The sequence below is a fragment of the Polyangium sp. y55x31 genome, from assembly GCF_029946505.1.
Lineage (GTDB): Bacteria > Myxococcota_A > Polyangia > Polyangiales > Polyangiaceae > Polyangium.
In genome coordinates this window covers 284,780-311,225 of the sequence record NZ_JARZHG010000003.1, presented here as the reverse complement: position 1 = coordinate 311,225, position 26,446 = coordinate 284,780, and the positions used below count along the sequence as shown (strand labels likewise).

Below are 26,446 nucleotides of genomic sequence, written 5' to 3'. Positions count from 1 at the left end.
GAGCTGGTTGGATCCAATGAATTTCGCTTCAGGCGCGGCGGCGCCGCCGCGCGACGACGAGCGCGGCGAGGCCGAGCACGGTGAAGCCAAAGGAGGACGTTTCTTCGGAGCTGATCATTCTACAACCGCAGCCACCGTCGGCGCCAGGCTCGCTGCCGCCGGCGCCGGCCGCGCCGCCGGCGCCGCCATTGCCGCCAGCGCCTCCGCTTCCGCCAGCGCCTCCGCTTCCGCCAGCGCCTCCGCTTCCACCGGCGCCTCCGTTACCGCCTCCGCCCCCGCTTCCGTCGACGCACGCGCCGGCCTGGCACGACCCACCGGGGCAGATCGAACCATCGGGCGCGACGACATCCGCCGGGCAATCGGTCGCGTCCCCCGGGCAAACCTCCTCGGCGTCGCAGGGGCCGAAGGGCGGACGGCACACGGCGCCGACGCCCGCGAAAGCATCGTCGGGGCAAATGATGGTCGTCCCATTGCACGTCTCTTCCACGTCACAAGGTCCTGCGGCGGCGCGGCAGGTCGCGCCGGTGGGTGCGACGGCGTCCGCGGGACAATTCGCCGATTGCCCACTGCACGTCTCCTCCACGTCGCAGCCCGCCGCCGCGGGGCGGCAAATCGAGCCGACCGCGACGAGCACGTCCGCCGGGCACGCCGTGCTCACGCCGTCGCAGGCCTCCGCGACGTCGCACGCCCCGGCTGACGCGCGGCATTCGGCGCCGGCGGCGCGGGGCGCACATACGCCGTCGGCCGTGGAGCCGGCCGCGACGCTGCAGGCGCGACAATCGCCGAGCTCGTCGCCGCACGCCGCGTCGCAGCAGACGGAATCGGCGCAGAACCCGCTCTGGCATTGCCCGGCCGCGGAGCAAGGTGTGCCGTTCGGCAGGAGCGCGAGCGCGAAGACGTACGCGGAGCCGGACGACGTGCCGAAGATCTTGTCGCCGTACGCGCCGGCCACGACCGTGTTTCCATCGATGGCCACGGCAGACCCGAGATCGTCGTTTTGACCGGCGTCCTTGGCGACGAGCTTCGCCTGCTCGGTCCACACGGTCCCGCTTCGCTTGAAGACGTAGGCCGATCCGGACGAACTTGCGCCGGCGTCGCTGGAACTCGCCCCGATGACGATGGTGTCGCCCTGCATGGCGACAGCATCGCCGAAATGATCGTCCGTCTTGCCATCACTCGCGAGGAGCTTCGCTTCCTGCTGCCACATGCCGCCCACCTTGCGGAAGACGTAGGCGGATCCGGAGTCGGCCCCCTTGTCGTCGTTCCGGAGCGCACCGACGGCGACCGTGTCGCCGGAGACGGCCACGGTATAACCGAATTCGTCGCCCGCCCCCGCATCACTCGCGAGGACCTTCGCCTCCTGCGTCCAGACGCCGCCACTCCGCGTGAAGATGTAGGCCGAGCCCGAGGGCGGATTCGTGGCAATGGCATTGTCGTAAGGCGCGCCCACCACGGCGACGTCTCCGTCGATCGCGCTCGCCAGGCCAAATTGATCACTCGTCGCGCCGTCGCTGGCGAGGAGCTTCGCCTCCTGCGTCCACGTCCCGCCATTCCGGACGAACACGTACGCCGAGCCCTTGCTGTCGTCCCAATACGCCCCGAGGATCGCAGTATTTCCCGAGAGATCGACCGAACGGCCGAAGTTGTCGCCCGCTGCGCCGTCGGCCGGCGAGAGCTTGGCTTCCTGTGTCCACGTCCCGCCATTCCGGACGAACACGAGCGCCGATCCCGAATCCATCCCCTTTTCGTCATCGAGGTTCGAGCCCACGACGAGGACGTCCCCCGAAACCGCGACGGACGAGCCGAACCAATCCCCCGCCACCGCGTCGGCCATCACGAGCTTCGCCTGCTGCGTCCAGACCCCACCTCCGCCCGTGAACACGTACGTCGCCCCGAGCGGCGAGTTTTGCGGGCCATCGCCGGAGGCGCCCACGACGATCGTATCACCGGAAACGTCGACCGCCGCGCCGAAATAATCGTACTCGGCGCCCGTGGCTGGGACGAGCTTCGCGATGTTGTTGGTGATCGTCGGATCGACGATGACGGGATACACCGCGCCCGACACATCCACGTGTATCGAGAGCCGCTCCTCCCCCTCGATCTTCGAGAGCCGGATCGGCAGATCGCGGCCGCGCGCATCGAACGCGTAAAGATCCCGATACGCGAGCCGCGCCTTCCCCTCGGCATCGTGCAACGTCGCGCCGCGGCCCGAGGCCCAGACACGCGCATCGAGCCCGCCGCGCAGCTCGACGTCGATCACGACGTCCCGGGCCCCCTCCCGTGCGCAATCGGGCGCCGAATCGATCGTAAACCCCTGCTCGATGCCGCGGGCATCACTCACGTACCATTCAACGAGCCCCGGCCCCCCGCCCTCCTGCGCTCGCCTGTACTCGACGCGGCCCGCCTCCGCGACCGGCGCAGGCTTCGAGAGCGGCCGGCGATCGACTGCACACCCGAGCCGGCTCGCCTCGAACACGGCCCTTTCCGTCACTCCACGCGCCTCGACCGCGGCGCCGGACGCCGTGAACGTCGCCTCGACGGGCGCGTTCGGGTTTGTCGAGGCAAGCATGAGCCCCGCCCCACTCGCGGCCCCGTCCGAAGGCGCACACGCCGCGATACACCCCGAGAGGGCCAACGCAACCAAATGCAGCGACGTTGAAAGGATGGTGAAAGAATTTCTCATGCAATGGACGTCACCAGAGTGACGGAGCCCTGTCAAGCTCGTGAGAGCCTGATGCGCGGCGATATCTTGCGCCCGCGCGGCTGCTCAGTTCTGGCCCCAGCGACGCGGGCGGTCGAAGCGGAAAAAGCCGCTCTCCTCCTCGGCGGCGATGACCTCGGCCTCGTCGCCGAAGTAACGCCGCCGAAGCTCCGCGAGCTTCTGCTCGAGCTCCTTGCCGCTGTAGGCCTCGGTCAGCGCCTTTCGCTCGGCCATGTATTTCTTGCCGTTCTCCCAGCGCGCGTCGCGATCGTGGTCGAGCGTATCCCAGCGCGCGAGGGCCGCGTCGTCGAGGCCCATTCCCTTGCGAATCTCGCGCAGGCTCTCGGCCCGCGCCTCGGCGGACATCGCGCCGAGCTCGGACTGCACCGATTCGAGCGAGAGGAAGCGGTTCATCACCTCGTGCCGGTGGTTCTCGAGGTACGCGTCGTATTTCTCCTCGTAGATCTCTTCCAGGCGCTCCGTGTACGTCGTGAGCTTGTCGCCGAGGCTCTTCCCCTGCAGGCCGTCGATTTCCTTCAGCGTGTCCGTGACGGCCTGGTTCTTCTGCTCGGAGGCCCAGATCTCGTCGGCAGCCTCCTCGCCGAACAGGCGATTGCGCTCCTCCCGGATCGCCTCCCGGCGCTCTTCGGGATCGAGCCCGTCGAGGCGGGCGCGGTTTTCGTTGATCCAGCGCTCGTAGGCGAGGCGATTGTCGAGGTTCTTCGCGATCTCGTCGTATCGATCGGGGAAGGCCGCGCGCACCGCCGCGAGCAGCGCCTCCCGCCAATGCTGCGGGTCCTGCTTCTGGAAATGGCGCATGAGCGCCTCGATGAGCTTGATCTGGACGTACGGATTGCGGATGTTCGCCCCGTAGCGCGAGCGCAGATGCGCAATGAGCTCCGCGTCCGCCGTCGGCAGAGCGGGCGCGCTCGGCCTCGCGGCCCGAGGCGGCGCTGGGAGGTCGGCGCCCGCGGCCTCGTCGGGCCTCGCCGCAGCCATGGTCACGGGCTCCTGGATCCTCTCCGGACGCAGCGCGAAATAGAGCGAAAGGACGAGCAGCGGCGCGCCGATCGCGAGGAGCGTCTTCCGCTTCTTCATGGGCGCCGCTTCTCAGTCGTAATACGCCATGTACTCGAAGATCGCCGCGTAGAACTCCATCTCGTCGAACGTGTCGGGGCCGACGCCGACGACGTCGAGGTGATCCTGGTCGATGACGCTCGACATCGAGGTCATCTGCGTGGAGGTCGGCGCATTCAGATCTCCCACGTATCCCGGGCCCGCGTCGTTCGAGATCGAGTCGAGGGCGAGGAGCGTCTCGGAGTACTTGAGCCGGTGGCCCATCTGCTGCGAGTTGACGCCGACGAGGCCGTCGTCGTCCCGCTCGTTACACGTGCCATCACCCATGCCGCTCGCGCCGTCGTTGTCGCAATCGCCCGAGCAATAGCCGTCGCCGTCGATGTCGTAGACGAGCTCGCTCAGGAGGAAGAGCGCCGGGTTCACGTTGATCCCGTTCTGCGCCGTCATGAGCGATCCGTATCGAAACGCGTATTTCGAGTCGACCGGATAGAGGGCGTTGAACGCCTTCATGCCCGTGGTGACTCCATCACCGGCGGAGTAGTCGTTGTAGACGAGCTGCTTGGCGCCCGCATACCCATCATTGCCGGGCTCGTAGATCGCGTCGCCGTAATAACTCGCCAGCGCGGAGATGACGCTCGTCACGCCCGGGCGCAAATCGAGGATGTACTTGGCCACCGGCGAGCCGCGGTGCGGCGAGGAGATGCTGATGAGCACGCGCACCTTGGCGGTGCCGTATCGCTCGTAGAGCACGCGCGCTGCCTTGCGAATGTCGATGCCGCCCTGCGAGTGGCCGACGAGGTTCACCTTCGAGGCGCCCGAGGTCGCGAGGAAGCCCTCGATGTCGTCGGCGAGGTCGAGCCCGCGCACCTCCGAGGTCTGAAACGCAGGCACCTGCGCCGCGTAGGCCTTCTGCCCCGCGTCGATGTCGCCATTGCAGTAGACTTCGAGAAATTCATTGCAGGCGTCGCCGACGAAGGTGCCGTAGTCGTCGCCCCAGTAGTCGTACCCGAGCAGATCGTCGAAGCCGCCCATGCCATGCGCGAACACGACGGGGTAGGTCGTCTTCGGGGCGGCCGCCGAGGCCGCGCCCGCGTTGCCCGCGAGGATGGATAGCGATGCCAACAAAGCGAGCGGCAGTCTACGCATCGGCGACTCCTTGACGCTTGACGCTTGACGGTCGACGGGCGGCGCCTGCCGGCCCGGGAGCCCGAGGAGAACCGATTTCCCTACCAAGTGTCAAGCACGAAAGCGGCGTTCGACGGACATGAGAAAAATTCATCGCCTGCGCTTCGGCGTCGCCCCTCGCGCCCGCAGAAAGTTCACGAATACCTTGAGCTTGAGCGGCATCTGCGAGCGGCTCGGGTAATACAGATGAAACCCAGGAAACGGTGCGCAGAACGGTTCCAGCACCCGTACGAGCCTCCCCGCCCGGAGCTCGTCCCGCACGTAATCGTCCATCACGTACGCGAGGCCGAGCCCATCGAGCGCTGCGCGGACCATCAGCGCGGCTTCGTTCGCCGTCACCCGACCCTCCACCGCCATCTCGAACTCCTTGCCATCTTCGTCGAACTCCCACTTGTAGATCGCGCCGCTCGTGGGCTGCCGGTAGCGAATGCAATCGTGGCGATGGAGCTCTCGTGGATGCTTCGGGACCCCACGCGTCGCGAAATACGCCGGCGCGCCGACGATGGCCATGCGCAGGTCGGGGCCGATCCGCACCGCGACCATTTCCTTGTCGAGCGTCTCACCGAGGCGAATGCCTGCGTCGAAACCACTCTCCACGAGGTTCGCGAGCGCGTCGTCGATCCCCACCTCGATACGCATTTCAGGATAGGCTGCGAGGAACGGCGCGAGCACGGGCTCGATGACCATTTCGACGGCGATCCGGGGCACGTTGAGGCGGAGCGTCCCGGCGGGGCGGTCGCGAAACTCGTTCAAGCCCTCGATCGCCGCGCCCACGTCGTCGATCGCCGGCCGCACCCGCTCGAAGAAACGTTGCCCCGCCTCCGTGAGGCCGACGCTCCTCGTCGTGCGCTGGAGGAGACGCACGCCGAGACGTTCTTCGAGCTGCCTGAGCTGTTGGCTCACCGCGGACGGCGTCACGCCGAGCTCCGCGCCCGCTGCGGTGAAGCTCCGCTTTTCGGCCACCGCGAGGAAGGCGAGAAGCCCGGTGAGGTGATCGTCTCGCACTCGTTAGCGCTCCTTAAAAGTGCTTGCAGATATCTCATGTTTCCCCATTGAATGCAAGGTCGTACGTTCCTCCTCGAAGGCGGCGCCGAGCGGGCCCGCAGGCACGAGGAGACCATCATGAGCGCGACGATCGACATCCCGAAGGACGATACTGCGAGCAAGGGCCGGGTCTGGTTCATCACGGGGGCGTCCTCCGGTTTCGGCCGGAACCTCGCCGAGGAGGCGCTGCGCCGCGGCGAGCGGGTGGTCGCGACCGCCCGAAACCCGGAGGCCCTCGCAGACCTCGTCCAGAAGGCCCCGGACCGCGTGCTCGCGAGGACGCTCGATGTAGGCCGCCCCGAGGACATCGGGCCCGCGATCGAGGCTGCGCTCGCGCGTTTCGGCGCGATCGACGTGCTCGTGAACAATGCCGGTTATGGCGTGGTCGGCGCCGTCGAGGAGACCTCGGACGCCGAGCTGCGCGCTCTGTTCGAGGTGAACTTCTTCGGCGCCGTCGCGCTCACGCGTGCCGCGCTTCCGAGCATGCGGGCGCGGCGCGCGGGCGCCATCGTGCAGATTTCGAGCTTCGGCGGGCAGCTCTCGGTCGCGGGCTTCGGCGCGTATTCGGCCACGAAATTCGCGCTGGAAGGGATGTCCGAGGCCCTCGCCGCCGAGGTCGCCCCGCTCGGCATTCGCGTGCTCATCGTGGAGCCCGGCGCGTTCCGCACCCGCTTCGGCGGCAGCGCGCTTCGTCGAATGCCGCCGATCGACGATTATGCCACGACCGTCGGCCCCACCCGCGCCTTCGCCGCCGGCATGGATGGCACGCAGGAAGGTGATCCGGCGAAGGCCGCCGCCGCCATTCTCGATACCCTCGATCGCGCAGATGCCCCGTTGCGGCTTCCCCTCGGCGCCGATGCCGTCCAGGCCTTGCGGGCGAGCCTGGCCCGCAAGACCGAAGAGCTCGAAACATGGGCTCCCGTTGCGCGCTCGATGGCTTTCACGGCGACGTGATGCCATCACGGTGTATATCGCCAGCCCAGCGACGCAGCATGGCCGACGCCGAGTCCGCGTGATACATGACCACGACGTGAGGCTCGTTCTGCCGCGGTTCGGTCGCGAGGATGCTGGGGTGTTCGTCGTGACGACGATCCTCGCGCTCGTCTACGGCATCATTCACGACCACCTGACCGCGGCGCTCTCGCCGGAATACTTCCTTTTCGGCAAGGACCTCGCGAGCGATCCGCGCCCGTTCCGGTGGGCCGTGACCGTGCTCGCGGCAAAGGCATCCTGGCCGCTGGGTCTGCTCGCCGGCATGGCGCTTCGGATCGCGAACGAGCCGTCGCCGCGGCTTCCGCAGCGGCTCCCCATTCGACGATTGCTCGGCTTCATCGCCATTCCGATGGCGACCGCCGCGCTCGCCGCGCTGATGCTCGGAGCATCCCCGGTGAGCTTCGATCCGTGGGATCAACACGCTGTCGCCGAGATGCTCGCCGGCCCGGCGCGCGCCGCAGCGTTCGTGCGGGTCTGGCGCATCCACATCGGCTCGTACCTCGGAGGCGCCCTCGGATTGCTGCTCGCCGTGGCCCTCGTGAGGCGGCGACGCGCGCCGCGGTGACGCTCGGGACGGCCGCTGAAACACGCTCTTCCGCTCGGCGCCGCGCTGGGGTATCACGTTCGCGGAGCCCTGCCCCATGCCCACGCCGACTGCGGATGCAACGACGAGCATCCTCACTCCTGCGCCCCCCGATCTCTCGACCCAGATCGACCTTTGCTGGGCGACGAACGGCCGCGGCGGCTCGGGCACGACGTTCCACGAGTTTTTCCCCGACGCCGGCGCGCACCTCGTATTCCGTCATTCTCCCGCGGGCTGCCGCATGGTGCTGATCGGGCCCGCCACCGAGCGCGCCACCATCGAGCGCGACGCCGGCGCGGAGTACCTCGGCATCCGCTTCCGGGCCGGCCAGGCGCCGCGGTTCGCGGACGTCCGCTCCTCCGAGCTCACCGACGGATGCGTCGAGGTGACGAAGATCCGAGGGATCCCGATCGAATCGCTGGCCGAGCGATTGCGCGCGCTGCCGGACCTCGGCTCCCGACAACGCGCGTTTGTGAATCTCGTCAGGGACGCCGCACCGCCGCTCGTCACGGATGCGCGCTGCCGAAGGGCCACGCTCCTGCTCGAAGCGCACGGAGGTCGGATCCGGGTCGACGAGCTCGCGGAGGAGCTCGGTCTGCACAGGCGCAGCCTGGAGCGCCTCTTCCTCGACCAGTTCGCAATGACGCCGAAGCGAATGGCCCGGCTCGTCCGCCTGCGCAATGTCCTCGGCGCGCTGCACACGGGCGCCTTCGCGACGCTCGCCGAGCTGGCCCAGGCGTGCGGCTACGCGGACCAGCCGCACCTGATCCGCGACTTCAAGACCCTGACGGATCGCCTCCCCGGCGAGAAGGGCGCGCACCGGAACCGGCAGGTCGTGCGCGCGGACACGCGGATCGTCCACCGGTATCGCCCGTAGCTCCATCGCAGGCTCGCACGGCGTGTCGCATTTTCACAATACGGCCCGCTGGACGCGCGCTAACAGCCCGTGGATCTACGCCACCCCAATCGCGATCCCAACATCCCGCCCATGGCCCGGCGGCATCCCGTCCCACGCAGCCCGGGAAAATCGTGCCAATTGCCTCGGCATGCGCCGTACCAGAGCCACCATGGCGGCCCATATCACCAAGATCGCAAGGGCAAAGCCCTTCCGGGCCGCGGCCAGGCCCCGCGGAGTCCCAGAGCCGAGAATTTGGCGTAGCACGAGCCCCAAGTTGAGCGCAGCGACATGGGCCAGGTAGCGTTTTCGCACGTTCTCTCGGCCCCTGACTCGGACCCTTCTCATTCCGCCCGTCTCGCATGCATGGGCGAATGTTCGCTCGATGAACTCTCCGCGTTTGCGTTGGAGAGCGCGCCCCTTCGGACGACGTACGCGGTATCGATTTCCGTAAAACGCTTGCTGCATGTCCCAGCCCTTGTCCTCCCACTTGCGGACGGGCTGGCTCCTCTCCGGGACATAGGTGCGGTAGCCCGCCTCCTTCAACGATAGGAGCAGCTCGGCCTTGTGATATCCCTTGTCCGCCACGACCTCGATCACGGTGCGCTCGGGCTGCGCGTCGCTGCTGCCGCCCTCCGGGGGCGGCTCGTCATCCGAATCGCGGTCATTGTCGCTTTTCGCCTGCTCGACATTCGTGCGCGCCTGCTCCAGGCTTTGCGCCATCGTCGCTGGGTCGGCCTGGTCCGCTGAATAGACCTCTGCGGCGACCACGACGCCGCTGCTCATGTCGACGACATGTTCGGTCTTGTAGGCCAATCGCGTGCGGCCATCCTTGAGCTTCGTGATGCGGGCATCTTCGTCCGTGGGGCTTTTCCAGTCGGTATTCGACGTCTTCTTTCCCTTGCGCTTGCGGTCGAGCCGCCGGGCATCCTCCACGGTCGGATTCTCGATGCCTTCCTCCTTCGCCAGCCGCTTGATGAAGTCCGCGTACACCTCACCCGTCTCGCGCCGCACGATCGCCTTCATCGATGCGTCCGCGCGGAGATACGTCGAGTCCACGCCCATGACTTTGCCCTGGAGAAGCCCGGAGCGATGGACGACCCCGAGCACGAAGGCGAACATCGCCTCGAAGACCTCACTGCCGAGGCGCTTGCGCATCTTGGACAGCGTCGAATGATCGGGCACCGTTTCGCCAGGCAACAGTCCGAGAAACTCCCGCAGGGATAGCGAGTCCGAGCACCGCCATTCGAGCCCGCGCTCGGACTCGATCCCCTCGAAAAAACCGACCAGCAGCATCCGGAAGTAAAGCCCCGGCGGGATCGACGGCCTGCCCGCCGTCCCGTCGGCCTCGAAATACTTCACGCACGCCGCCTCCATGGCCCGGTCAAACCCGTTCTCGCGCAGAAGCTCGTTCAGCTTCTCGTAGAACCGGTGCCCCGGCGACCGCGGCAACGAAGGCGCCGCCACCCAAAGCGGCGCCTGCTTCTCCCGTCTTCGACCCATCGACATGACGCGGACAAACCTACCATCCCCTCCCGTCCCTGTCGATCGTCCTTCGGGATAGGTCCACGGGCTGTTAGAACGCGTACACGAGCGACCCACCGCCAGTCGTGAAGGGGCGCAGTGTCTCCCACAGAGAGGGCACGATCGTGTCGAGCCCCGTACCGAAGAGCGGGATCGCGACCTCGACATCCAGGCGCACCGCGAAGTGTTCCGCGAATGGGAGCTCGACTGCGCTGCGCGCCCCAACACCAAGAAGGCCTTGCACGCCGTGGCCGACATACCACCTGTTCAGGGCCGTCGCTCCAACGGCCCCGCCCATGACGAACAAGCAACCGACGAACGGCGCGCGCTTCAGGCATCCCGCGCCCGTCGTAATGAACGTGTGCGCCTCGACCTCAGTTGAGCCCACAGGACGGGTATTCCAAAGCGGCATCCACCGCGCGTCGAGTTCGAATGAGAGCTGCGGGAGCTGCACGCCCCCCGCAACCCGGAGCCCGGGAGCCCAATCCGGCATGAGACCAGAAGACACGAACCCTCCTAGCGCCACGAAGCCTCGTTTCTTCGGAACCGGGGCTGCCATGGGCGGCTTCGAGGACGGTGGGCACGTCGGACACTGCGGGCATGGTGCCGGTTTGGGAGAGGGCGGAGGCTCTGCAGGAGGAGACGTTGGGGCCAGCTCCTCCTTCTTTGGCGCCGCAGCTCGAATACGCGTCCCCGCGTCGAAGGCTGTCCAATAAAGCACCTTGAAACAGTCGGTCTGGGGCGAGTAGTCGCGATGATCGGTGGATACGGCGACGCCGTTCTCGTCCGTGATCGTCGTATCGACCGACTTGCCGCCATCGGGGAGCCGCCGGATCCGCACGACGAGCGCGCGTGCCGCCGTCGGATCGATCGTGCTCACGGGCACCCAGTTCGTCAGGATCGCCGTGAACTCGAACGCATCCGAGCAACCGGGGAGCGTCCGATCCGTCGTAAGCTCGACGCGATGGTGCGGCAGCTCGTCCGCCGCGAGGGCCGACGACGACCAGGCCACGCCCAGGGCCGCCGCGCCAACCGCACTCCAGAAGCGCCCGAAATCAGTGCGCGACCTCACTCCGTGGCCTCCTCGACGAAAAATGTGGAGGGGTCGGTCGATTTTTCCCGTGATGGAGGGCGACTTCTGCCCTTTGTATCCATGGGACTCGTGAACGCGAGCAGAGGCGGCCCCCGATGCCGGGCGTCGACCGAGAGGTCTGGGGCATGACACGCGTCCTCGACGACTGCTCGAACGAACTCGGTATCTCCAGGGAGGCCACGCTCCGGTATCTGGATGCTATGGCCGCGGTGGTTCGTTCGGTCGGAGTCGATTCGGCGCATGTGATGGATATCGTCCATCATGCATTCCTGCTCGCCTGTCGCAAGCCCAAAGCAGAGCGCCCAGATCCAAAAGACGAAGCAGCGTTCGGCGCATGGTTGAACACGGTCGCGAAATATGCGGCCCTGACGAACCGCAAGGAAGCATCCCGCTCGCGGGAAGTCGCGACGCCTACCGAGGAGCTCGTGCACGCAATCGATGCCGGTGGCGCGCACGTCGAAAACTACGAGGCGAAGGTCGACGCGTCGAGGGTATTCGGGCGTCTGAGCCTTGACGATGGCTCACTGCTCCACGAGCATTTTTACGAGGGGACGACGATCAAGGAGCTCGCCGCGGAGCGCGGCGTCGCGTGGGCCACGATGCGGGAGCGAGTGGATGGCGTGATCCATCGGGCACGCATTGCGGTGGACGAGTCCGCGGCGCGATCGATCCGCCGCCGTCGGCGCCGGATCGGTGCCATTCCGCTGGCTCTTTTTGGCTTGGTCGCCCGCGAGGCGCGGGCGCAGGTGGGCGCGTTCTGGACGACCTTGCGCAGGTCTCTACACCGCACCCCTGCCCGTTTCATCGGAAGCCTCGGCACGGCAGCCGCAATCTTCACAGGCACGCCGCACCTCGGGTCGTGCGCGGGCGACGAGAGCGTATTCGCAGCTCGCGCGCACAGCGTGGAAGGCCGAATCTCGGACGATCTCGCGCGGCATGCTGACCTCGTAAGGTCGAGACCGAAGCCTCCTACCATAGCGGAAGACGGGAACGTCACAAGTCCCCGGCCTCCGCCGGGGCGTCGCTACGAGGACCGCTCGCCGGCGCCCTGGATCATCGCGAACGCGCTTCGAGACGCCGAGGCGACGAAGTAGCGTTTTTCGCGTTTGGTTTTCACTTTCGCGAAACACGACTCGCCGGCCTTGGGCGGCTTTGGTGTGGCCCGCTCCCTGCTCGCGCACAGGTGCTCGCTGGCTGCACCGTAGTCGCCCAAGGTCGACGAGCACCAGCTCACGATGGAGGGACGGCCATGCCACGTCGACAAACGATCCATCCACTTCTTACGGCGCTTGGTGGACACATTCGGGACCTGCGGCTTGGCCGGAAGATGTCCCTGGTCGACCTCGCCAATGCAAGCGGCGTCAGCAAGGGCTCCTTGTCCAGCATCGAGAATGGGCTCGTCAACATCACAATCGAGACCTGCGCCAAGCTCGCGGCAGGGCTCGGGGTCCGCGTCGAGGACATGATTCCTGGCGGATTGGAGCAACTGGTGTCGAGCGGCGGTCAAGAGAGCGGGCCGAGGAGCCATGTCCAAGAACGCGCCGGATGATCTGGCGGACCTGGTGCGCGACAACTGGGTGAGGCAATGCCCCGACCTGCAAAAACCGAGGACCGGTCCAGGTTGAACCTGGAATTGCACCAATGCGTTCGCGAACGGCTCGAAGGCCTTAGGCACGAGACAAGCGCAGATAGCTTGACCGAGGTGGTCCGGAACGCGTTGGCGGTCTATGACGCATTGGTCACTGCCTCACGGCAGAGCGGAGACAGGGTGTTCATCCGAAAGCTCGACGGTACGGAGCGCGAACTCGTGCTCCCCGTGATCCGACGTGCTGCCGAGAGGAATTCATGAACGGTTACCTTGTCCAGCGAATGCTCCACGTGCTCGACGGGTGGTCCCAGGGGGTACTGGAGGGCGCTACCCTCGGAAGCACCAAGACGGGCGAGCGGCTCGCGCGTGTCTTGATCGTGGCGGACGTGCTTTCGGTTCTGATTCCTCTCGTGCGGCCCGAGCTGAAGTCGACGGGGCCGGGAGCTCCGCCAGAGCCTCCCGACGTCGTTCTGTCGAGGATCCTCGGCGTGCTCGAATGGTGGGCCCTCGGGGTGCTCGCTCTGGCGGGTGAGGCGCACAAGAAGACCAAACCCGAACGCATGGTAGCGGTCGCAGACGTGATCCTGGTGCTCGTCCGGCTCATGCGGCCCGAGGTGGGCGCGTCCGCGTCAGGGCACGAGCTGTAACATGCTCGCAAGGCGATCGAGCCACGCGTCCCCATTCCCAGTTGCAAGCTCAGGATACTCGAGCGCGAAGCCCTCCCACTCGATGTGCCATGCGCGGACGAACTGCGTGTCCCCTCCGTGCTGCCATGTCTCACCCTTCACCGTGAAGACGCGGCGCACCAGATCGACCGGGAGCGCAACGTGTTCGGCAAGGAGCACCGCGTCGTAAAGATCCTTCGCCTGCGGGTGCGCGTCGGTCTCAAGCCACAGAAGCTTCCATGCGAGCGATTCGGCGCGCGACGCGAACCACAACGAGAGTCCGGTTGGGATGTGGCGATATCCGTGCGCCACCGCGGTATTGTGCAGGACCTCGATGGTGGGTGCATCCTGGAGAGGCTCGCGGAAGACGATGTCGATCTGGATCGCATCGCGCATCGCCCCGGCGAAGAGCCACGGCACGGACAGGCGCCTGCCCTCCGCACGCTCGTAGGTCCATATGCTATCGAGCACAATCTCGTCCTCGATGATGCGCACGTCGCCCTCCACGAGTGCGTCGCGGACCACCTGGCGAATTCCGTCGAGAAGTTTCTGCGCGGCCGTAGAATCGGGAGCCGTCGACGCGTCGCGAACGACGAAATCGATATCGTGGGCGCGCCGTGCGTGTTCAGGGAACCACGCCTCGAGCCCTTCCGCTGCGGCCCGCGTGGCGTGGGGGGGGAAGCGCTGGGTCAAGAAGCGCTCCTCGATTCCGTCGAGTACGCGAAAGGCATTCCGCGAGAGGTGAGCGCCATGCGGCAAGCCGAGGGGCCCAAGCTCCGTGATCCGATCTGGCGTGATTCGCACCTTCACGTGGTGCTCGATGTAGACCGCCGGGAGGGACGTGGCCTCGGGCACGTGCTCGACTTCGATCTTGATCCTTGTGACCTCAATGCCGAGCGGCGCGAGCTCGGCGCGGATGGTGTGGGCACGATGAACGGCATCGTCCACTCGCCCTGCGAGCCGCGCCGTGATCATGGTCTGGCGAGGGAACGCGCCTTGCGAGAGCTCGATATGCGTCAGACGGAGCGCACGCGGCCAAAGCCACTCACGCAAGGCTCGCTCGGCGTGCGGCGGGTGCGAGAGCGTGATGTGCGCCTCGATTGGCGATGGCCGCCCGCCACTCACTTCCGCCCCTGCCTCGCTTCAACCTCGGACACAAGACGCGTCATCGTGGTCCCAAGCGCCGTCGCGAGGGCCTGGACGACGTTCAGCGACGGATTGCGCTTCCCTCGCTCGAGCAGGCTTATGTACGTGCGATGCAGATTGGCCCGATCTGCCAGCTCTTCCTGGGAGATCCCCACCTCGATCCGGACTTCGCGGACCACTTGCCCGAAAAGCTGCTCTAGCCCGTTGCCAGCCACCTTGACGGTCGACGGTCTGCGAGTAGAGACTGGGCGTCTACAGACTATTGTCTGCAAGAAGCGCCGCCCCGAGGGACCTGGAAATCCCCCGGGGCGACTTGGCCGCAACCCCGTTACACGCGGAGTCGCAACCCATGCCCATCATCGGTCGTCCTGCCATCGCAGGGCAAGAAGGCACAGATCCGTCCGATTCGTCCGTCGAGGACACGCACGATCAAGATCCGGACAGCGTTCCCGCTGTCCTCTCGAACGAGATGCAGGAGCGCGTGCGCAGCGCGCTCGTCGCGTACGCGCAGGGGAAGACCCAGCATGCCCTGGCGGAAGCGCTCGGGTATCCGCGGGGGTACGTGGCCGCGGTCCTCGACGGCAAGCTGCACGTGACCGTCCACTTCGCGGGGCAGGTGGCCCGTGTGCTGGGGACGGATATCAACGCGCTCGTGGGTGGGCCAGCGCAGCCCGGGGTGGGGGCGGCGACGGAAGGTGCCCCCGAGGGGGCGGAGGGGCCGCCCAAGACCTGACCGACCAACACACACGCGGAGAGGGCGCGCTCCAGGCCGGGGTCTCCCGGGGGGGGGCGCGCGCCGCGCTAGGGTCCCCGAGGGCGGCTTGGTTCCCCGAACCCTGAACGGCAGGGCGGACGATGCCCCGAGGTGTCGGGCACCCACCAATCTTTCGTTGTTACGACCAGGCCCGAATTCTGGTAGCGTCACTCTCCTAGGCTAGACCCCCAAGGACGGCGCGATGGCACTTTTCCAATTTGATGTATTTGTCAGCTACAGTGACTCGGAGAGCAAGTGGGTCCGCGAGTGGCTGCTACCTCAACTTGATGAAGCTGGGCTAGACGCGGCGATCGATGTACGAGACTTCGAGGTCGGCCTTTCTACCGCAGAAAACCTGACCAAGTGCATCGAAAAAAGCCAGTGGATTGCCCTCATTGTATCACCCAGGTGGTTGGCGCAAGAGTGGTCGACTCTGGCATCACTCCTGGAGCGCGCCCCGGACTCTGCCGCCATCCTTCGCCGCGTCATCCTAATTGTGTTGGAAAAGTGTGAGCTCCCAGCACCGATCAACACCTTAACGTATGCAGACTTCACACAAGCAGACCAGCGCGTCGCCAAAACCAGAGATCTAATCGAACTAATAAGGAAAACGATACAATCACGCCCGCGCAGCGCCGGCCGCCTCCGGGCCAGGCAACTAGGGCTTCCATTTACCCCGCTCTCGCCCCCACCAGATGGCTTGGATCTGGTATGGGAGCTTCCTGTATCAAGAACGGTGACACAAGTGAGTTGGTCACCCGATGGGCAGATTCTTGCTACTACTGATAGTACTGGCGAAATCGGCATCTACGACACCCGTGGCAGACCCAAAGACTTGTTCTCGCTAGAACGCGGGGCGCCACACTTAACATGGGCAGCCACCGGTACGACAGTCGCTTTTGCAGAAAAAAAGTACGTTAAGATTTTGGATATCAATGACCGCACCACACGTACTCTCTATGAGACAGGAGGAGTGCACCACGTCCTTGCCTGGAGCCCCAATGGCAATCTTATAGCAATTGGAACTCGGGATCGTCTTTCCATCGTCGATGCCACTACTGGCGGCCTGATCGCTTCTCACTCTCTGCAGCTGTTTGTGCACGAAGGGCACGTCTCCTGGTCCCCCGACGGAAAACGCCTGTCAGTGACCACGCCAGACGGATTCGTTGTAGTGAGCAGCAGTGGAGTGCCGTTAGCTCGTTTCGACGCTCCCAGGACATACCGTATCCTGTGGACCCCAGATGGTAAATTTATTGTCGCCTCGTCATCCAACGGTACGATCCGAGTGCTAGATTCGAACACAACTCGCCAAGTTCAAGTTCTAGAGGCACACTCAGACCAAGTTGGCCCGATGGCGATATCGGGAGATGGGCGTCTCCTAGCATCGGGCAGTAAGGACTCCACGGTACGGATCTGGCGATGCGATCGCTGGGAACAGTTAGCCCAACTCCCGGTGCACGCGACTTCGCTTGATACGCTGAGCTTTCACCCACGAGAACCATTGCTGGCAATACTTGAGCCTAGCAATGATGCGCGTCTCCTACGAATTTGGCGACTTGACTACGGTCGACTCACCGCGAGGCCGTCTTCGACCCAAGCAGTTTATTATCGCAACGCAAAGGTCGTTTTAGTGGGCGACAGTAGCGTGGGCAAGTCGGGGCTTGGGCTTGTTCTTTCGGGCAAGCCCTTCACGCCGACCGAATCCACACATGCGCGCCGCGTATGGACTTTTGAGACATTCGAGGCCGACCTCGGCGAGGCTCGGCATGAGACTCGGGAGACTTACCTTTGGGACATGGCAGGTCAGCCCGGCTATCGGCTTATCCATCAACTGCACCTAGATGAGGTGGCCGTTGCTCTCGTGGTATTGGACGCCAAGAGCGAGACCGACCCATTCGCTGGCGTTGGTCATTGGGACAGGGCACTGCGTACTGCGGTTAGGATTCAAGGAACGGGCGCACCCCCACTGCGCAAATTTCTTGTTGCAGCGCGCACCGACCGAGGCGGCGTTGCCGCTTCAGCGGAGCGTATCCGCGCGAAGGTTGATGACTTAGGTTTCGATGGTTACTTCGAGACCAGCGCAAAAGAAGGGTGGGGCATCGCAGAGCTAAAGGAAGCGGTACGAGGTGCCATCGCGTGGAATCAGTTGCCTCAAGTTTCGTCTACCGCGCTGTTCCAGCGCATTCGTGACTTTCTTATCCATGAAAAAAAATCCGGTAGACTGTTGACCACAGCAGACGATCTTTACTTCACGTTCATCCGGCAAGCCGGCGAGGCGGGTACGAGCCGCGAACAATTTCATATCTGCCTAGGGCGCCTTGAGTCCCGAGATTTGGTGCGACGCCTTAGCTTTGGCAGCTTGATCCTGCTTCAGCCCGAATACCTGGACGCATACGCCTCCGCTATAGTCAATGAAGCCAAGGCAGAACCCGACGGCCTTGGCGCAATTGCGGAAGAAAAGGTACTCTCAGTAGCCTTCCGCATGTCTAAGGACGAACGCATCAACGATGCCAATAAGGAGCGCCTGCTTCTCGTAGCAACCGTGGAGGATATGTTGCGTCGGGAGATTGCTCTTCGGGAGCATGAGCAAGACGGCCCTCACTTGGTGTTCCCCTCTCAGCTGACGCGGGAGAATCCAGATCTCCCCGACCCTGAGGGGAAGGCGTTAGTACTCTCGTTTGAGGGGCCGACCCAGAATATATACGCCACCCTTGCCGTAAGAATGTCCCATAGTCGACTGTTCACCAAGAAGGAGATGTGGCGCAACGCCGTCGTCTTTAGCGCTATTGCTGGAGGCACGTGCGGCATTGCTCTCCGGGAATATGGTGAAGGACGCGGCGATCTGATTCTTTTTTACGGTGCAACCACGGGCAGCGAGACGCGGCTGCTTTTTAATGATTACGTCGAATCGCACGTGCAGGCTCGAGCAATACCCCAAAGCGTGACTAGTCGACCCGTTGTTTTCTGCCGCAAGTGCAACACGGAAGTCTCCGACACCATGGTGCAACGCCGACTGCAGCGTGGGCACGATTATCTCAATTGCCCCGTTTGCGATGTACGTGTCCGCCTGCACCCGGATACGCCGCCCGTAGCCACACAGCACACAGCAGCAGATATGGAGGCAATGGATCGTGCGGCGGACAAGGCTCGTGATCGGGAGGCGGGATTGCTGTCAGCTCTCGCAGCGATGTCTACCGCAGATTTTGCTCAATGGGCTGGTACCGCCCCACTCACCTTTGCCTTTACTAGCGCAATAAGCACATCTCCGCATCTGTTCAGCGATCCTAGCTCGGAGGAGGATCTGGCGGTACAGAACAGCTTCGTGGAGCGCGCACGTCGTGCGCTACGGGAAAATGGTGGCTATGAAATCAAGTCCCTTGGCGACACCCTCATGGTGGCATTTCGCGCACCAAACCAAGCAGTCAGCTTCGCGCTCGATCTGCTGAGCACTGCAACCGTTTCGTCGAACAAGGTTCGGGTTGCAATCGACGGCAATGTAAGTGCTAGCGAGCGTGAAAGGGTTAGTAGCACCATTGCCCGCACGGCAAAGATTGAAGATCAGATTTCCGAACATGCAGTTTGGGTCGCGGACGATGTCAGGCTAGCCATGGCAGCGCACGCGGGACACGAACGAAATTTGATTTGGACGCCGTGCACGTCCAGGGCCGTGGATGATGCACGTGTTTTTTGGTCCGTGCACCGCAACCCTTCCGTATCCATGGGCGAGACCACTCATCTTCAACCGCCGACCCCCTCCGAGGCATCGGTTGTGTTTGCAGTCGATCGTAGTGACGACGACTTTACTGCGCTCCATGAACTCCTCACTGAACATTTCGGTGGCTCTATTGCGCGACAGGTAACAGGCGCGGGTACGGTGGCATTCGACTGTGTCGGTATCAATACCCCGGAGTTGCTACGTCTCGCGGAGAATGGTCTTTTGTTTGGATTGGCGAACAAGGCCGGCGCGAAAGCTGTGCGCGAGATACGCTCAGGTGGAGAGGTAGTGTTCGATGATATCCCGGCCGTGCAGTTCAATAGTCCTTCGATCAAGGATGTCTCGCCTGCGAAGGTAAAGACTCTCGTCTCCGAACTCGACCTGCTGTTGGTGACAACAACGCCCGTGGAAAGGGATGCTGTACTTTCTGCGATGTTGCCACTACCTAAGCAGAAGTCTCTTCTGGAGGCACCGCTTGAACACGCTACATATAGGGTGGGTCGATTCGGAAGGTACTACGCCGCCCATGTCGAATCAACTATGGGGACATCGGGCCGGGACGGTGCTACGTTAACTGTTAACGACGCCATACGGGAATTGCAACCCAAGGCAGTACTAGTACTGGGTATCGCCTTCGGGGTAAACCGCAAAAAGCAGCGTCTAGGAGACGTTATTGTTGCGGAGTCAGTTTTCCCGTACGAGCTTCAACGGGTTGGCGAGACAGTATCGGTCCGGCGCGGGCGAGAAATCCCCTGCGGCAGCGTTCTCTCTGAGCGTTTCCGCGTTGGGAGCGCTCATTGGGTCCTAGAGCGTCCGACGGGACAAGTAAAGGTGCATCAGGGGCTTCTCCTTTCCGGGGAGAAATTGATTGACAATAGTTTGTTTCGAGACCGTCTCGTCGAGGAGTTTCGGGACGCTCTTGGCGGTGAGATGGAGGGGGCAGGAGCCTACGCATCGGGAAGTCGGACCAAGACAGAGGTCATCCTCCTCAAGGCTATTTGTGACTGGGCAGACGGACACAAGAATGATCGAGCCCAGCCGTTCGCCGCGAAAGCGGCAGTGTCGCTGGCCCAGCACGTGCTTAGCAAGCGAGATGTCTTAGCTGCACTTGGAGCGCGAGATCGAGGGCTACCTCGCAAGAAACGTGGGAAGCGGTAGGTGTGTTGAAAAGACCGCTGCCGTTTCCACGCATCTGTTGCCCCACTGTTGCCCCAACGTGCGCACCGGAGGGTCTTGGAGCGTCTCGTCTCGGTCAGCTTCACCTCGCCCCCTCGATCTCGCAGAACGGCCGGGATCACCGCTGTTTTGCTGCTGATCTCCGTGTGGTTCGAGGGTGCTGCTAGAAGCTACCTAAGCCGTTTCCTAAACCGAAGGTCGCAGGTCCGATTCCTGCCGGGGGTGCCAATGATTCCGCGGGGTTAGCGCTTCCTACCGCGCTGCCCCGCCGAACCCTCGGAACCCGTTGCCCCACTGTTGCCCCCACCCCGTTTGCCCTCGGAGGCCAGGGTGAGCCGGCGGGCCGCCTCCTCCAGGTCCTCCTTGAGGTGATGCACGTAACGTTGCGTGGTGGCCAGGTGCTTGTGACCTGCCATCCGCTGGACGACGTGTACGGGCACCCCGGCGCGGAGCCAGGACGTGATCGCGTAGTGCCGGAGCGCGTAGATCGACCAGCCGCCGAGCCCGGCGCGGTCGCGCACGCGCTCGAAGGCTTGCGTGAGGCCGTACTGCCCCCACGGTCTGCTTCGCTCGTTCAGCGCGAGGTGACCGTCGCGTGAGCCGCGCTCGATCGGCGCGAGGAGCCGCGCGAGCTCGGGCGCGATGGGGATCTCGCGTTGGCCTGTCTTCGGCGTGTGAAGCTCGCCGTGGGAGCGACCTTCGCGGACGGAAAGGAAGCCGCCCGCGGGGCGATCGTCGTCCCAGCGGAGGAGCATGTCGCGGCGGCGAAGCGCGCGGACTTCGTTGGGGCGAAGGCCGGCGTACGCCATGAGGGCGAAGCTCAAGCGGTGCGTGTCGCGCGCGGCGGCGAGGATCGCGTGGACCTCGTCGTCGGTGGGGATCTCCAGGATACGCTGGCCGATTTGCTTGAGGCGCGGCAGGCCCTTGGGCGGATCGGCGAGGTAACCGCGCTCGACAGCGAAGCGGAGAACGGAGCGGAGAACGACCTGGATGTTGTTGCGGGTCGTTTGCGCGAACTTGCTCTTCGACAGTTCGAGGTCGAGCTCCGCGGCCGCGTGGCCGTCGACCTTGTCGAGGGGTCGATCGGCGAAGCGCGGGAGCAGGGTGTGCTCGAGGACCGACGTATACCCGCGGCGGGTCGTGACTTTCAGGTCCGTCAGCATGTACGTGCTGCGGAATTCGGTGACGACTTCGGCGAAGGTTTTCGTCGGGGGTCCGGGTGGGGACGCGGGATCCGTGGGGGATCCGGGCGGGGAGGAGCCGGCGGCTGCTGCTGCCGGGGGTGCGTCGTCTGTCGGCGCGTACGGGGTGCCGAAGCGGGCGATGTTCAGGAGGTAGCGCTTCTCCTCGGCGCGAGCGCCGGGGACTGTCGGGGATAGCGCGTCTTTCCGGAATCGATGGCGGGTGCCATCGGGAAGGCGGTAGCGGATGTCAATGAACAGAACGGGGATGCCCCGTCGGGTCGTTCGTCGGACTGCCATGACTTGGGAGCCTTTCCCAGGTCATCTCAGGCCAGAGCTGCGGCATTTAGTGTAGCATACGGCGAGCACGGTCCCAGGTGATTGATGTGGCACCCGACAGTCCGGCGACCTGAGCTTCATCACCCGTCAACGACACGCATCTATATCGTTTCCGGAATCCATGATTCGGCAACGCGAACAACAACAAACGCTTGCTGCAATAGCAACAAGCAGCCCTCGATAAAGGCTGCCGTAAGGGACGGCGGTCGATACAGGATACTACCGTGAGCAATCCGGTTTCGCGTCTCGTACACGGTCTTCACTATCTTGTCTGGGGCCACGCCGAGACGATCGGCAATTCTTTTCGCCTCAACCTCATCTATCAGGCCCACCAACTTCTGAAACGCAACATCGTCACGCATTCGCCACGTCAATTCATCGACCAGCGCATGCGAAATGGTCATCATATGCTCATCCAGCTTTTGGCGCACCTTTGCAGCGAATGATTGGACTAGCATGATGCGAAATAGGCCTTCGAAGGCACGATACAGTTGCAGAAATGCGTGATGGCTCTCGCGTGCCATTGTGGCAGAGAGAAGCGCATCACCGGCGAAGCGCGCAACTTCGCCACGACATATGTCTTGGAATAAGGTCTTGGATGTAGAGAACCAACCCGAGGGGTACTTCTCAAGGATCTGATGCGCACATGCCGCCTGAGCGAGGGAAAGCAACTCTGGGGGCTTCCTCTGTTCATGTTGAGTCGCAAACTGGAAGAGCACTGGATTACTGAACAGAGGTAAAAGCTCGCCGATCTCGAACTCTCCGGCATGACCAAAAACGGCGTCGACTATGGCGAGTGCTTCCACTGCGGGGATGACCTGCGGGTCCGAGAGTGCAAGGGCGAGAAGCCCAGCATTTTGTTCGGTCTGCTCAAGCAAATCGGGGATCCCAGTTCGCCCCGCGATTTCGCCGGGAAGTACCACAAATGCGCAATTTGCGTACCGACAAACCGTGATCACGCCGTGCGTTGAGACGCGCGCCGATGCGACCAATGATGCCTTTTTCAGGGCATCCACATCCAACGCGTTGCCCTTGATCCAACGGGGCTTGTCTATGTCGATTGCCCGGCCATGCTCTCCCGCCTGCTCAATGCTCGCCCTGAGCTTTTCAAAGATGTCCGCCTGAATCTGTATCATATTGCGCGACATGTATCACTGACTGCGCCACGCCGGCTCCATACTATGGAGGTTCTCCCCCTCTTCGAATAGAAGCCGAAACGCCGACAAAAACAGCTCTCGCTCCTGCTCCCCAATTGACAACGCTCCTGCCTTTTTCTCGGAAACCTCAGCCAAAGTGTCCAGTGCCAAGAACGCGTACACTGCCGCCGCAGACTCTTTCTTCAACGAAGCGATTATTGCCGCACAATTCGCCTTAGCTTGCGCAGCACGCCGCTTCTGCTGAGCCTCATCCCGATCCATTCCAACTTTGCCCATTACAAGCTGCGCATATGCGGCCATGAATCCCGTGCAGGCAGACACTTTGTCAAAGATGTGGCGACCGTTCGAGAATTTATTCTTTGCGGCGACGCTTGCAGCGGCACGCGAAAACACCTTATCAAGACTAGCGAGGAGCTTTAGTGCCTCTATAAAGCCCGCCAGACTACTCTGATGAGATACGGCTTCAACTAGGTCGAGTTTGCTAAATTGATCCGACAACACTGATTCCTTGTCGACATGCGGCTTACGTAGCTTGTACGCCAGGTACATCTCGATAACATCATTAGCTTGGAACTCGGCCGCCTCTGTGCGCCGCTTGTCGTCATCGGTCTTGTAGATCTTGGCGCTGTCGCCCAGGTTATTCTGAATCTCGGCAATGAGTGCTCGGTGCACAACCTCCAACTGCCGGCGCAAATTCCATGGTATTTGACCTGTGTTGAGCACCAGCATCCTGTAGATCAGGTTTTCGGTACTCGGCGCAAGCCAAAGCTCAACGCGAATCGGCGCACTAATAAAGCCATCGCTCGATTCGCGGAGAGCAGTGGTTCGTTGAATGCCGTCAATAATCGATAGCTGGGGGCTCACTTTCCCCAACAGTTCTTGAAGAGACGCATCGTCCCAATCTTCGCGAGCCACCTGTTGCTTCGATGCAATCATACCCAGCACGATAGGCGGAAGGATCGCTCCAGCACGCAGATCCTCAACCATACGACGCCGAATACGCACACCCGTAGCAGTCCGCACAGCCTCTCGCTGGCCGTCGATCCCCCCGTTCGCCTCGTAAGCGGTCTTGACCAACCGCAGAAACTCCGGAATCGCCAGCGTGAAGAATAGATATCGACACTTGATTCTCGAATCAAATGCGCTGTGGAGAAACACCGATGAGGTGACTTTACGGGGCGCTCTAGCCATGGATCCGCACATGAGAGGACATGACCTACACTCCTGTCAAGCACCTCGGCATGCCAAAGACTGGTGCGATGTGGCTCACAACTGTCTGCGCGGTCCGACCACCCTCGACTCCCATTCCCGCACGCGCCCTGGCAGCGATGCCCTGTGGTCGGGGCCAGTCTACGTTGCATCCTCCAGAGCGGGCCCTTTACGCACTGAGCCCGGCTCCCTCGCATCCCTCTCCCTTGCCAACCGTCTCCCCGCCTCCTCCAAGTCCTCCTTAAAGATGATGCACATACCGCTGCGCGAGGCCCTGCTGGAGGAGGCGGCGCGACCTCGGAAACGCGGCCCCTTCGGCCTCTTCGGCACCGCGCCCTCGGCGGTGGTGCACCTTGGCATAACGCTCCTGGTTCCGTGCGACCTCGCCACGCCGATTGAGATGAGCTCGCCCTTCGAGCGGCGCGTGGGTTCGACCCCGCGGGCGCTTCAGGAGCTGTCGAGCAGGCCGTGGTCGGCAAGGGCGGCGAGCGCTGTCGAGACGCTCCGCGCAGCGCTCCAGGACGCGGCGCGCCTGGGCCTACCCGTGATCGTGGACCAATGAAGACGACGCCCAAAACGTAACGGTTTGTCAGGTGGACCGCTGACAATCTGGTGCACGTTCAGGCAGTCGGCGTCTACGTGCTCACGCCTCCGCGGGTCCCCTCGCTCCGCGCTCCCTTCTTTCCTTCCCCCTCGCCAACCTCCTCCCCGCCTCCTCCAAATCCTCCTTCAGATGATGCACATACCGCTGCGTCGTCGCGAGATGCTTGTGCCCTGCCATCCTCTGCACGACATGCACCGGCACCCCCACCCGCAACCACATCGTGATCGCGTAGTGCCGCAAACAGTACACCGACCACCCCCCAACCCCGATCTTCCGCCGCACCCTCTCGAACGCCTGCACGATCCCGTACTGCCCCCACGCCCTCCCCCGCTCATTCAGCGCCACAAACTCCTCCCGCCCCGCACCCCCGACCCCCTCGATCCCCGCCAGCAACCTCCCCAGCTCCGGCGCCACCGGCACCTCCCGCTGCCCCGTCTTCGGCGTGTGCGTCTCCCCGTGCGACCGCCCCTCCCTCACGCTCACGAACCCGCCCACGACCTCCCCCTCCCGCCGCAGCCGCACATCCCGCCACCGTAGCGCCCGCACCTCGTTCGGCCGCAGCCCCGCGTATGCCATCAACGCGAAGCTCACCCGATGCCGCTCGCTTGCGGCCGCGAGGATCCGCTCCACCTCCTCGTCCGACGGAATCTCCAGAATGCTCTGCCCCACCGCCTTGAGCCGTGGCATCCCCTCCGGCATCGCGCGCAGATACTTCCGCGCCACCGCGAATCGCAGCACCGACCGGATCACCACCTGCACATTGTTCCGCGTCGCCCGCGCGAGCCCCCGCTCCGACAGCTCCAGGTCGAGCTGCGCCGCCGCCGCGCCGTCCACCTTCCCGACCGCGAGCTCGCCGAACCTCGGCAACAGCGTCCCCTCGAGCAGCGCCGCATACCCCCGCCGCGACGACACCTTGAGCTCCGTCACCATGAACGTCGCCCGATACTCCTCCACGACGTCCCGAAACGTCTTCCCCGACCGCGGCACCGCGCCCGCCTCCGCCTCGCCCGGCGCATACGGCTCGCCGTGCTGTGCGATGTTCAGGAGGTATCGCTTCTCCTCCGCGCGCGCCGCCGCCATCGTCTGCACCCTCGCGTCCCGGCGGAATCGGTTCTTGCTGCCATCTTTCCGTCGATATCGAAGATCGATGAACAAGAACGTCTTCCCGCGCCGCGTCATCTTCCGGACCGCCATGACCCCACTCCTTTCCGGGCGCTCACGGCGCGCCCCACGCCTCCGAGAACTTCACCCGCCAGAGCCGCCCGAACTTCCGCGCCCGCACCCCGTCGAGCAGCGCCTCCGTCCCCCCATCGCCGACGCGCACGGCCCGGCGCTCCAATGACTTGCGGAGCGCCCCCGGGCTCAACCCGAGAAACGCCGCCGCGCGCTCGATCGACACCCACGGCACGGGACCCCGCTCGGCCTCTCCCCGATTCGCCGACATGCCGGACCTCCTCTCCCCGCCCCCGCGCCGCGCATCCGCGACGGCCGCCGTGGGGTGGAGTGAAAGCAAGAGGAAGAAGGGGCTCGAGCTCCTGGCGAGCGACCCCTCTCCCAACGTTCCTGACGCCGGACTCTGAGGAAATCGGAAACCGATTGCAAGCACTATTTGCGAGATAAATCAGCGGGTTGCAGCGGCGTGCGTGAATTATCGCGTTCAATGGGAGATCCGGAACGTGCCCCCTTGTTTCGCCGCGTCGTCGATCCGCGCCCGTCCAGTCATCGATCCACTTTTCGACCGGCTTCTCGGGCCGTTCACGCGAACCGCGGGGGAATCGCGCGCCCGCCCCCGGCGGGAACGCAAAAAGTGGATCGAA

The 26,446-nt window shown here is 64.0% G+C and carries 22 protein-coding genes; 9 read left to right on the top strand and 13 right to left on the bottom strand.

The window, feature by feature from the left end; genetic code table 11:
- Nucleotides 1-28: 28 nt before the first annotated feature.
- From QHF84_RS07600 to QHF84_RS07585, 4 genes are all read right to left on the bottom strand, one after another.
- Nucleotides 29-2,569, bottom strand: a complete 2,541-nt coding sequence (locus QHF84_RS07600) for a hypothetical protein (RefSeq protein WP_281312521.1) — start codon at nucleotides 2,567-2,569, stop codon at nucleotides 29-31.
- A gap of 198 nt (nucleotides 2,570-2,767) precedes the next feature.
- A complete protein-coding gene (locus QHF84_RS07595) occupies nucleotides 2,768-3,799 on the bottom strand; it encodes a lipase secretion chaperone (protein ID WP_281312520.1) in 1,032 nt (343 codons plus the stop codon).
- A 12-nt stretch (nucleotides 3,800-3,811) separates the two neighbouring features.
- Entirely contained in the window at nucleotides 3,812-4,924 is a 1,113-nt protein-coding gene (locus QHF84_RS07590) for a hypothetical protein (protein ID WP_281312519.1), read from the bottom strand.
- 129 nt (nucleotides 4,925-5,053) lie between these two features.
- Nucleotides 5,054-5,968, bottom strand: coding sequence for a LysR family transcriptional regulator (locus tag QHF84_RS07585; protein WP_281312518.1), 915 nt, complete (start codon nucleotides 5,966-5,968; stop codon nucleotides 5,054-5,056).
- Between the two features lie 117 nt (nucleotides 5,969-6,085).
- On the opposite strand from QHF84_RS07585, the gene QHF84_RS07580 reads away from it, so the two are divergent.
- From QHF84_RS07580 to QHF84_RS07570, 3 genes are all read left to right on the top strand, one after another.
- Nucleotides 6,086-6,961 carry an oxidoreductase gene (locus tag QHF84_RS07580; protein ID WP_348652852.1) on the top strand — a complete coding sequence of 292 codons (876 nt, stop codon included), beginning with the start codon at nucleotides 6,086-6,088 and terminating at the stop codon, nucleotides 6,959-6,961.
- A gap of 76 nt (nucleotides 6,962-7,037) precedes the next feature.
- Entirely contained in the window at nucleotides 7,038-7,565 is a 528-nt protein-coding gene (locus QHF84_RS07575) for a hypothetical protein (protein WP_281312516.1), read from the top strand.
- Nucleotides 7,566-7,641: 76 nt separating this feature from the next.
- The gene (locus QHF84_RS07570) at nucleotides 7,642-8,460 is read left to right on the top strand and encodes a helix-turn-helix transcriptional regulator (protein WP_281312515.1); all 819 of its coding nucleotides are present in this window, start codon (nucleotides 7,642-7,644) and stop codon (nucleotides 8,458-8,460) included.
- Between the two features lie 75 nt (nucleotides 8,461-8,535).
- Here QHF84_RS07570 and QHF84_RS07565 read toward each other — a convergent pair whose 3' ends face one another.
- Both QHF84_RS07565 and QHF84_RS07560 read right to left on the bottom strand, forming a co-directional pair.
- Nucleotides 8,536-9,945, bottom strand: coding sequence for a transposase (locus QHF84_RS07565; protein ID WP_281312514.1), 1,410 nt, complete (start codon nucleotides 9,943-9,945; stop codon nucleotides 8,536-8,538).
- Between the two features lie 109 nt (nucleotides 9,946-10,054).
- Entirely contained in the window at nucleotides 10,055-11,074 is a 1,020-nt protein-coding gene (locus QHF84_RS07560) for a hypothetical protein (RefSeq protein ID WP_281312513.1), read from the bottom strand.
- Nucleotides 11,075-11,220: 146 nt separating this feature from the next.
- On the opposite strand from QHF84_RS07560, the gene QHF84_RS07555 reads away from it, so the two are divergent.
- The 3 genes from QHF84_RS07555 to QHF84_RS07545 all read left to right on the top strand — a co-directional run bounded on the left by QHF84_RS07555 (nucleotide 11,221) and on the right by QHF84_RS07545 (nucleotide 13,330).
- A complete protein-coding gene (locus tag QHF84_RS07555) occupies nucleotides 11,221-12,189 on the top strand; it encodes a sigma-70 family RNA polymerase sigma factor (RefSeq protein WP_281312512.1) in 969 nt (322 codons plus the stop codon).
- 155 nt (nucleotides 12,190-12,344) lie between these two features.
- Nucleotides 12,345-12,644, top strand: coding sequence for a helix-turn-helix transcriptional regulator (locus QHF84_RS07550; RefSeq protein ID WP_281312511.1), 300 nt, complete (start codon nucleotides 12,345-12,347; stop codon nucleotides 12,642-12,644).
- Between the two features lie 296 nt (nucleotides 12,645-12,940).
- Nucleotides 12,941-13,330 (top strand): hypothetical protein, encoded by a 390-nt coding sequence (locus QHF84_RS07545; protein WP_281312510.1) that lies wholly within the window; start codon nucleotides 12,941-12,943, stop codon nucleotides 13,328-13,330.
- On the opposite strand, the gene QHF84_RS07540 is transcribed toward QHF84_RS07545, so the two are convergent.
- Nucleotides 13,313-14,323 carry a nucleotidyl transferase AbiEii/AbiGii toxin family protein gene (locus QHF84_RS07540; RefSeq protein ID WP_281312509.1) on the bottom strand — a complete coding sequence of 337 codons (1,011 nt, stop codon included), beginning with the start codon at nucleotides 14,321-14,323 and terminating at the stop codon, nucleotides 13,313-13,315. The two genes, QHF84_RS07545 and QHF84_RS07540, sit on opposite strands and share 18 nt — an antisense overlap.
- Before the next feature lie 146 nt (nucleotides 14,324-14,469).
- Entirely contained in the window at nucleotides 14,470-14,628 is a 159-nt protein-coding gene (locus QHF84_RS50230) for a helix-turn-helix transcriptional regulator (RefSeq protein ID WP_348652851.1), read from the bottom strand.
- Between the two features lie 215 nt (nucleotides 14,629-14,843).
- Here QHF84_RS50230 and QHF84_RS07535 point away from each other — a divergent pair, with 215 nt between their 5' ends.
- Nucleotides 14,844-15,227: a helix-turn-helix transcriptional regulator gene (locus QHF84_RS07535; RefSeq protein WP_281312508.1), complete on the top strand. Its 384-nt coding sequence runs from the start codon at nucleotides 14,844-14,846 to the stop codon at nucleotides 15,225-15,227.
- A gap of 223 nt (nucleotides 15,228-15,450) precedes the next feature.
- Nucleotides 15,451-20,121 carry a TIR domain-containing protein gene (locus tag QHF84_RS07530; protein WP_281312507.1) on the top strand — a complete coding sequence of 1,557 codons (4,671 nt, stop codon included), beginning with the start codon at nucleotides 15,451-15,453 and terminating at the stop codon, nucleotides 20,119-20,121.
- Nucleotides 20,122-20,381: 260 nt separating this feature from the next.
- Here QHF84_RS07530 and QHF84_RS07525 read toward each other — a convergent pair whose 3' ends face one another.
- The 3 genes from QHF84_RS07525 to QHF84_RS07515 form a co-directional block, all read right to left on the bottom strand.
- On the bottom strand, nucleotides 20,382-21,620 hold the full coding sequence (locus tag QHF84_RS07525; protein WP_281312506.1) for a site-specific integrase: 1,239 nt from the start codon (nucleotides 21,618-21,620) through the stop codon (nucleotides 20,382-20,384).
- A 140-nt stretch (nucleotides 21,621-21,760) separates the two neighbouring features.
- Entirely contained in the window at nucleotides 21,761-22,795 is a 1,035-nt protein-coding gene (locus tag QHF84_RS07520; protein WP_281312505.1) for a hypothetical protein, read from the bottom strand.
- 15 nt (nucleotides 22,796-22,810) lie between these two features.
- A complete protein-coding gene (locus QHF84_RS07515; RefSeq protein WP_281312504.1) occupies nucleotides 22,811-23,803 on the bottom strand; it encodes a hypothetical protein in 993 nt (330 codons plus the stop codon).
- A gap of 469 nt (nucleotides 23,804-24,272) precedes the next feature.
- Here QHF84_RS07515 and QHF84_RS07510 point away from each other — a divergent pair, with 469 nt between their 5' ends.
- Nucleotides 24,273-24,587, top strand: coding sequence for a hypothetical protein (locus tag QHF84_RS07510; protein ID WP_281312503.1), 315 nt, complete (start codon nucleotides 24,273-24,275; stop codon nucleotides 24,585-24,587).
- Nucleotides 24,588-24,668: 81 nt separating this feature from the next.
- Here the strand turns inward: QHF84_RS07510 and QHF84_RS07505 are convergent, their stop codons facing one another.
- A complete protein-coding gene (locus QHF84_RS07505; protein WP_281312502.1) occupies nucleotides 24,669-25,823 on the bottom strand; it encodes a site-specific integrase in 1,155 nt (384 codons plus the stop codon).
- A 22-nt stretch (nucleotides 25,824-25,845) separates the two neighbouring features.
- Nucleotides 25,846-26,073 carry a hypothetical protein gene (locus QHF84_RS07500; RefSeq protein ID WP_281312501.1) on the bottom strand — a complete coding sequence of 76 codons (228 nt, stop codon included), beginning with the start codon at nucleotides 26,071-26,073 and terminating at the stop codon, nucleotides 25,846-25,848.
- Nucleotides 26,074-26,446: the final 373 nt, after the last annotated feature.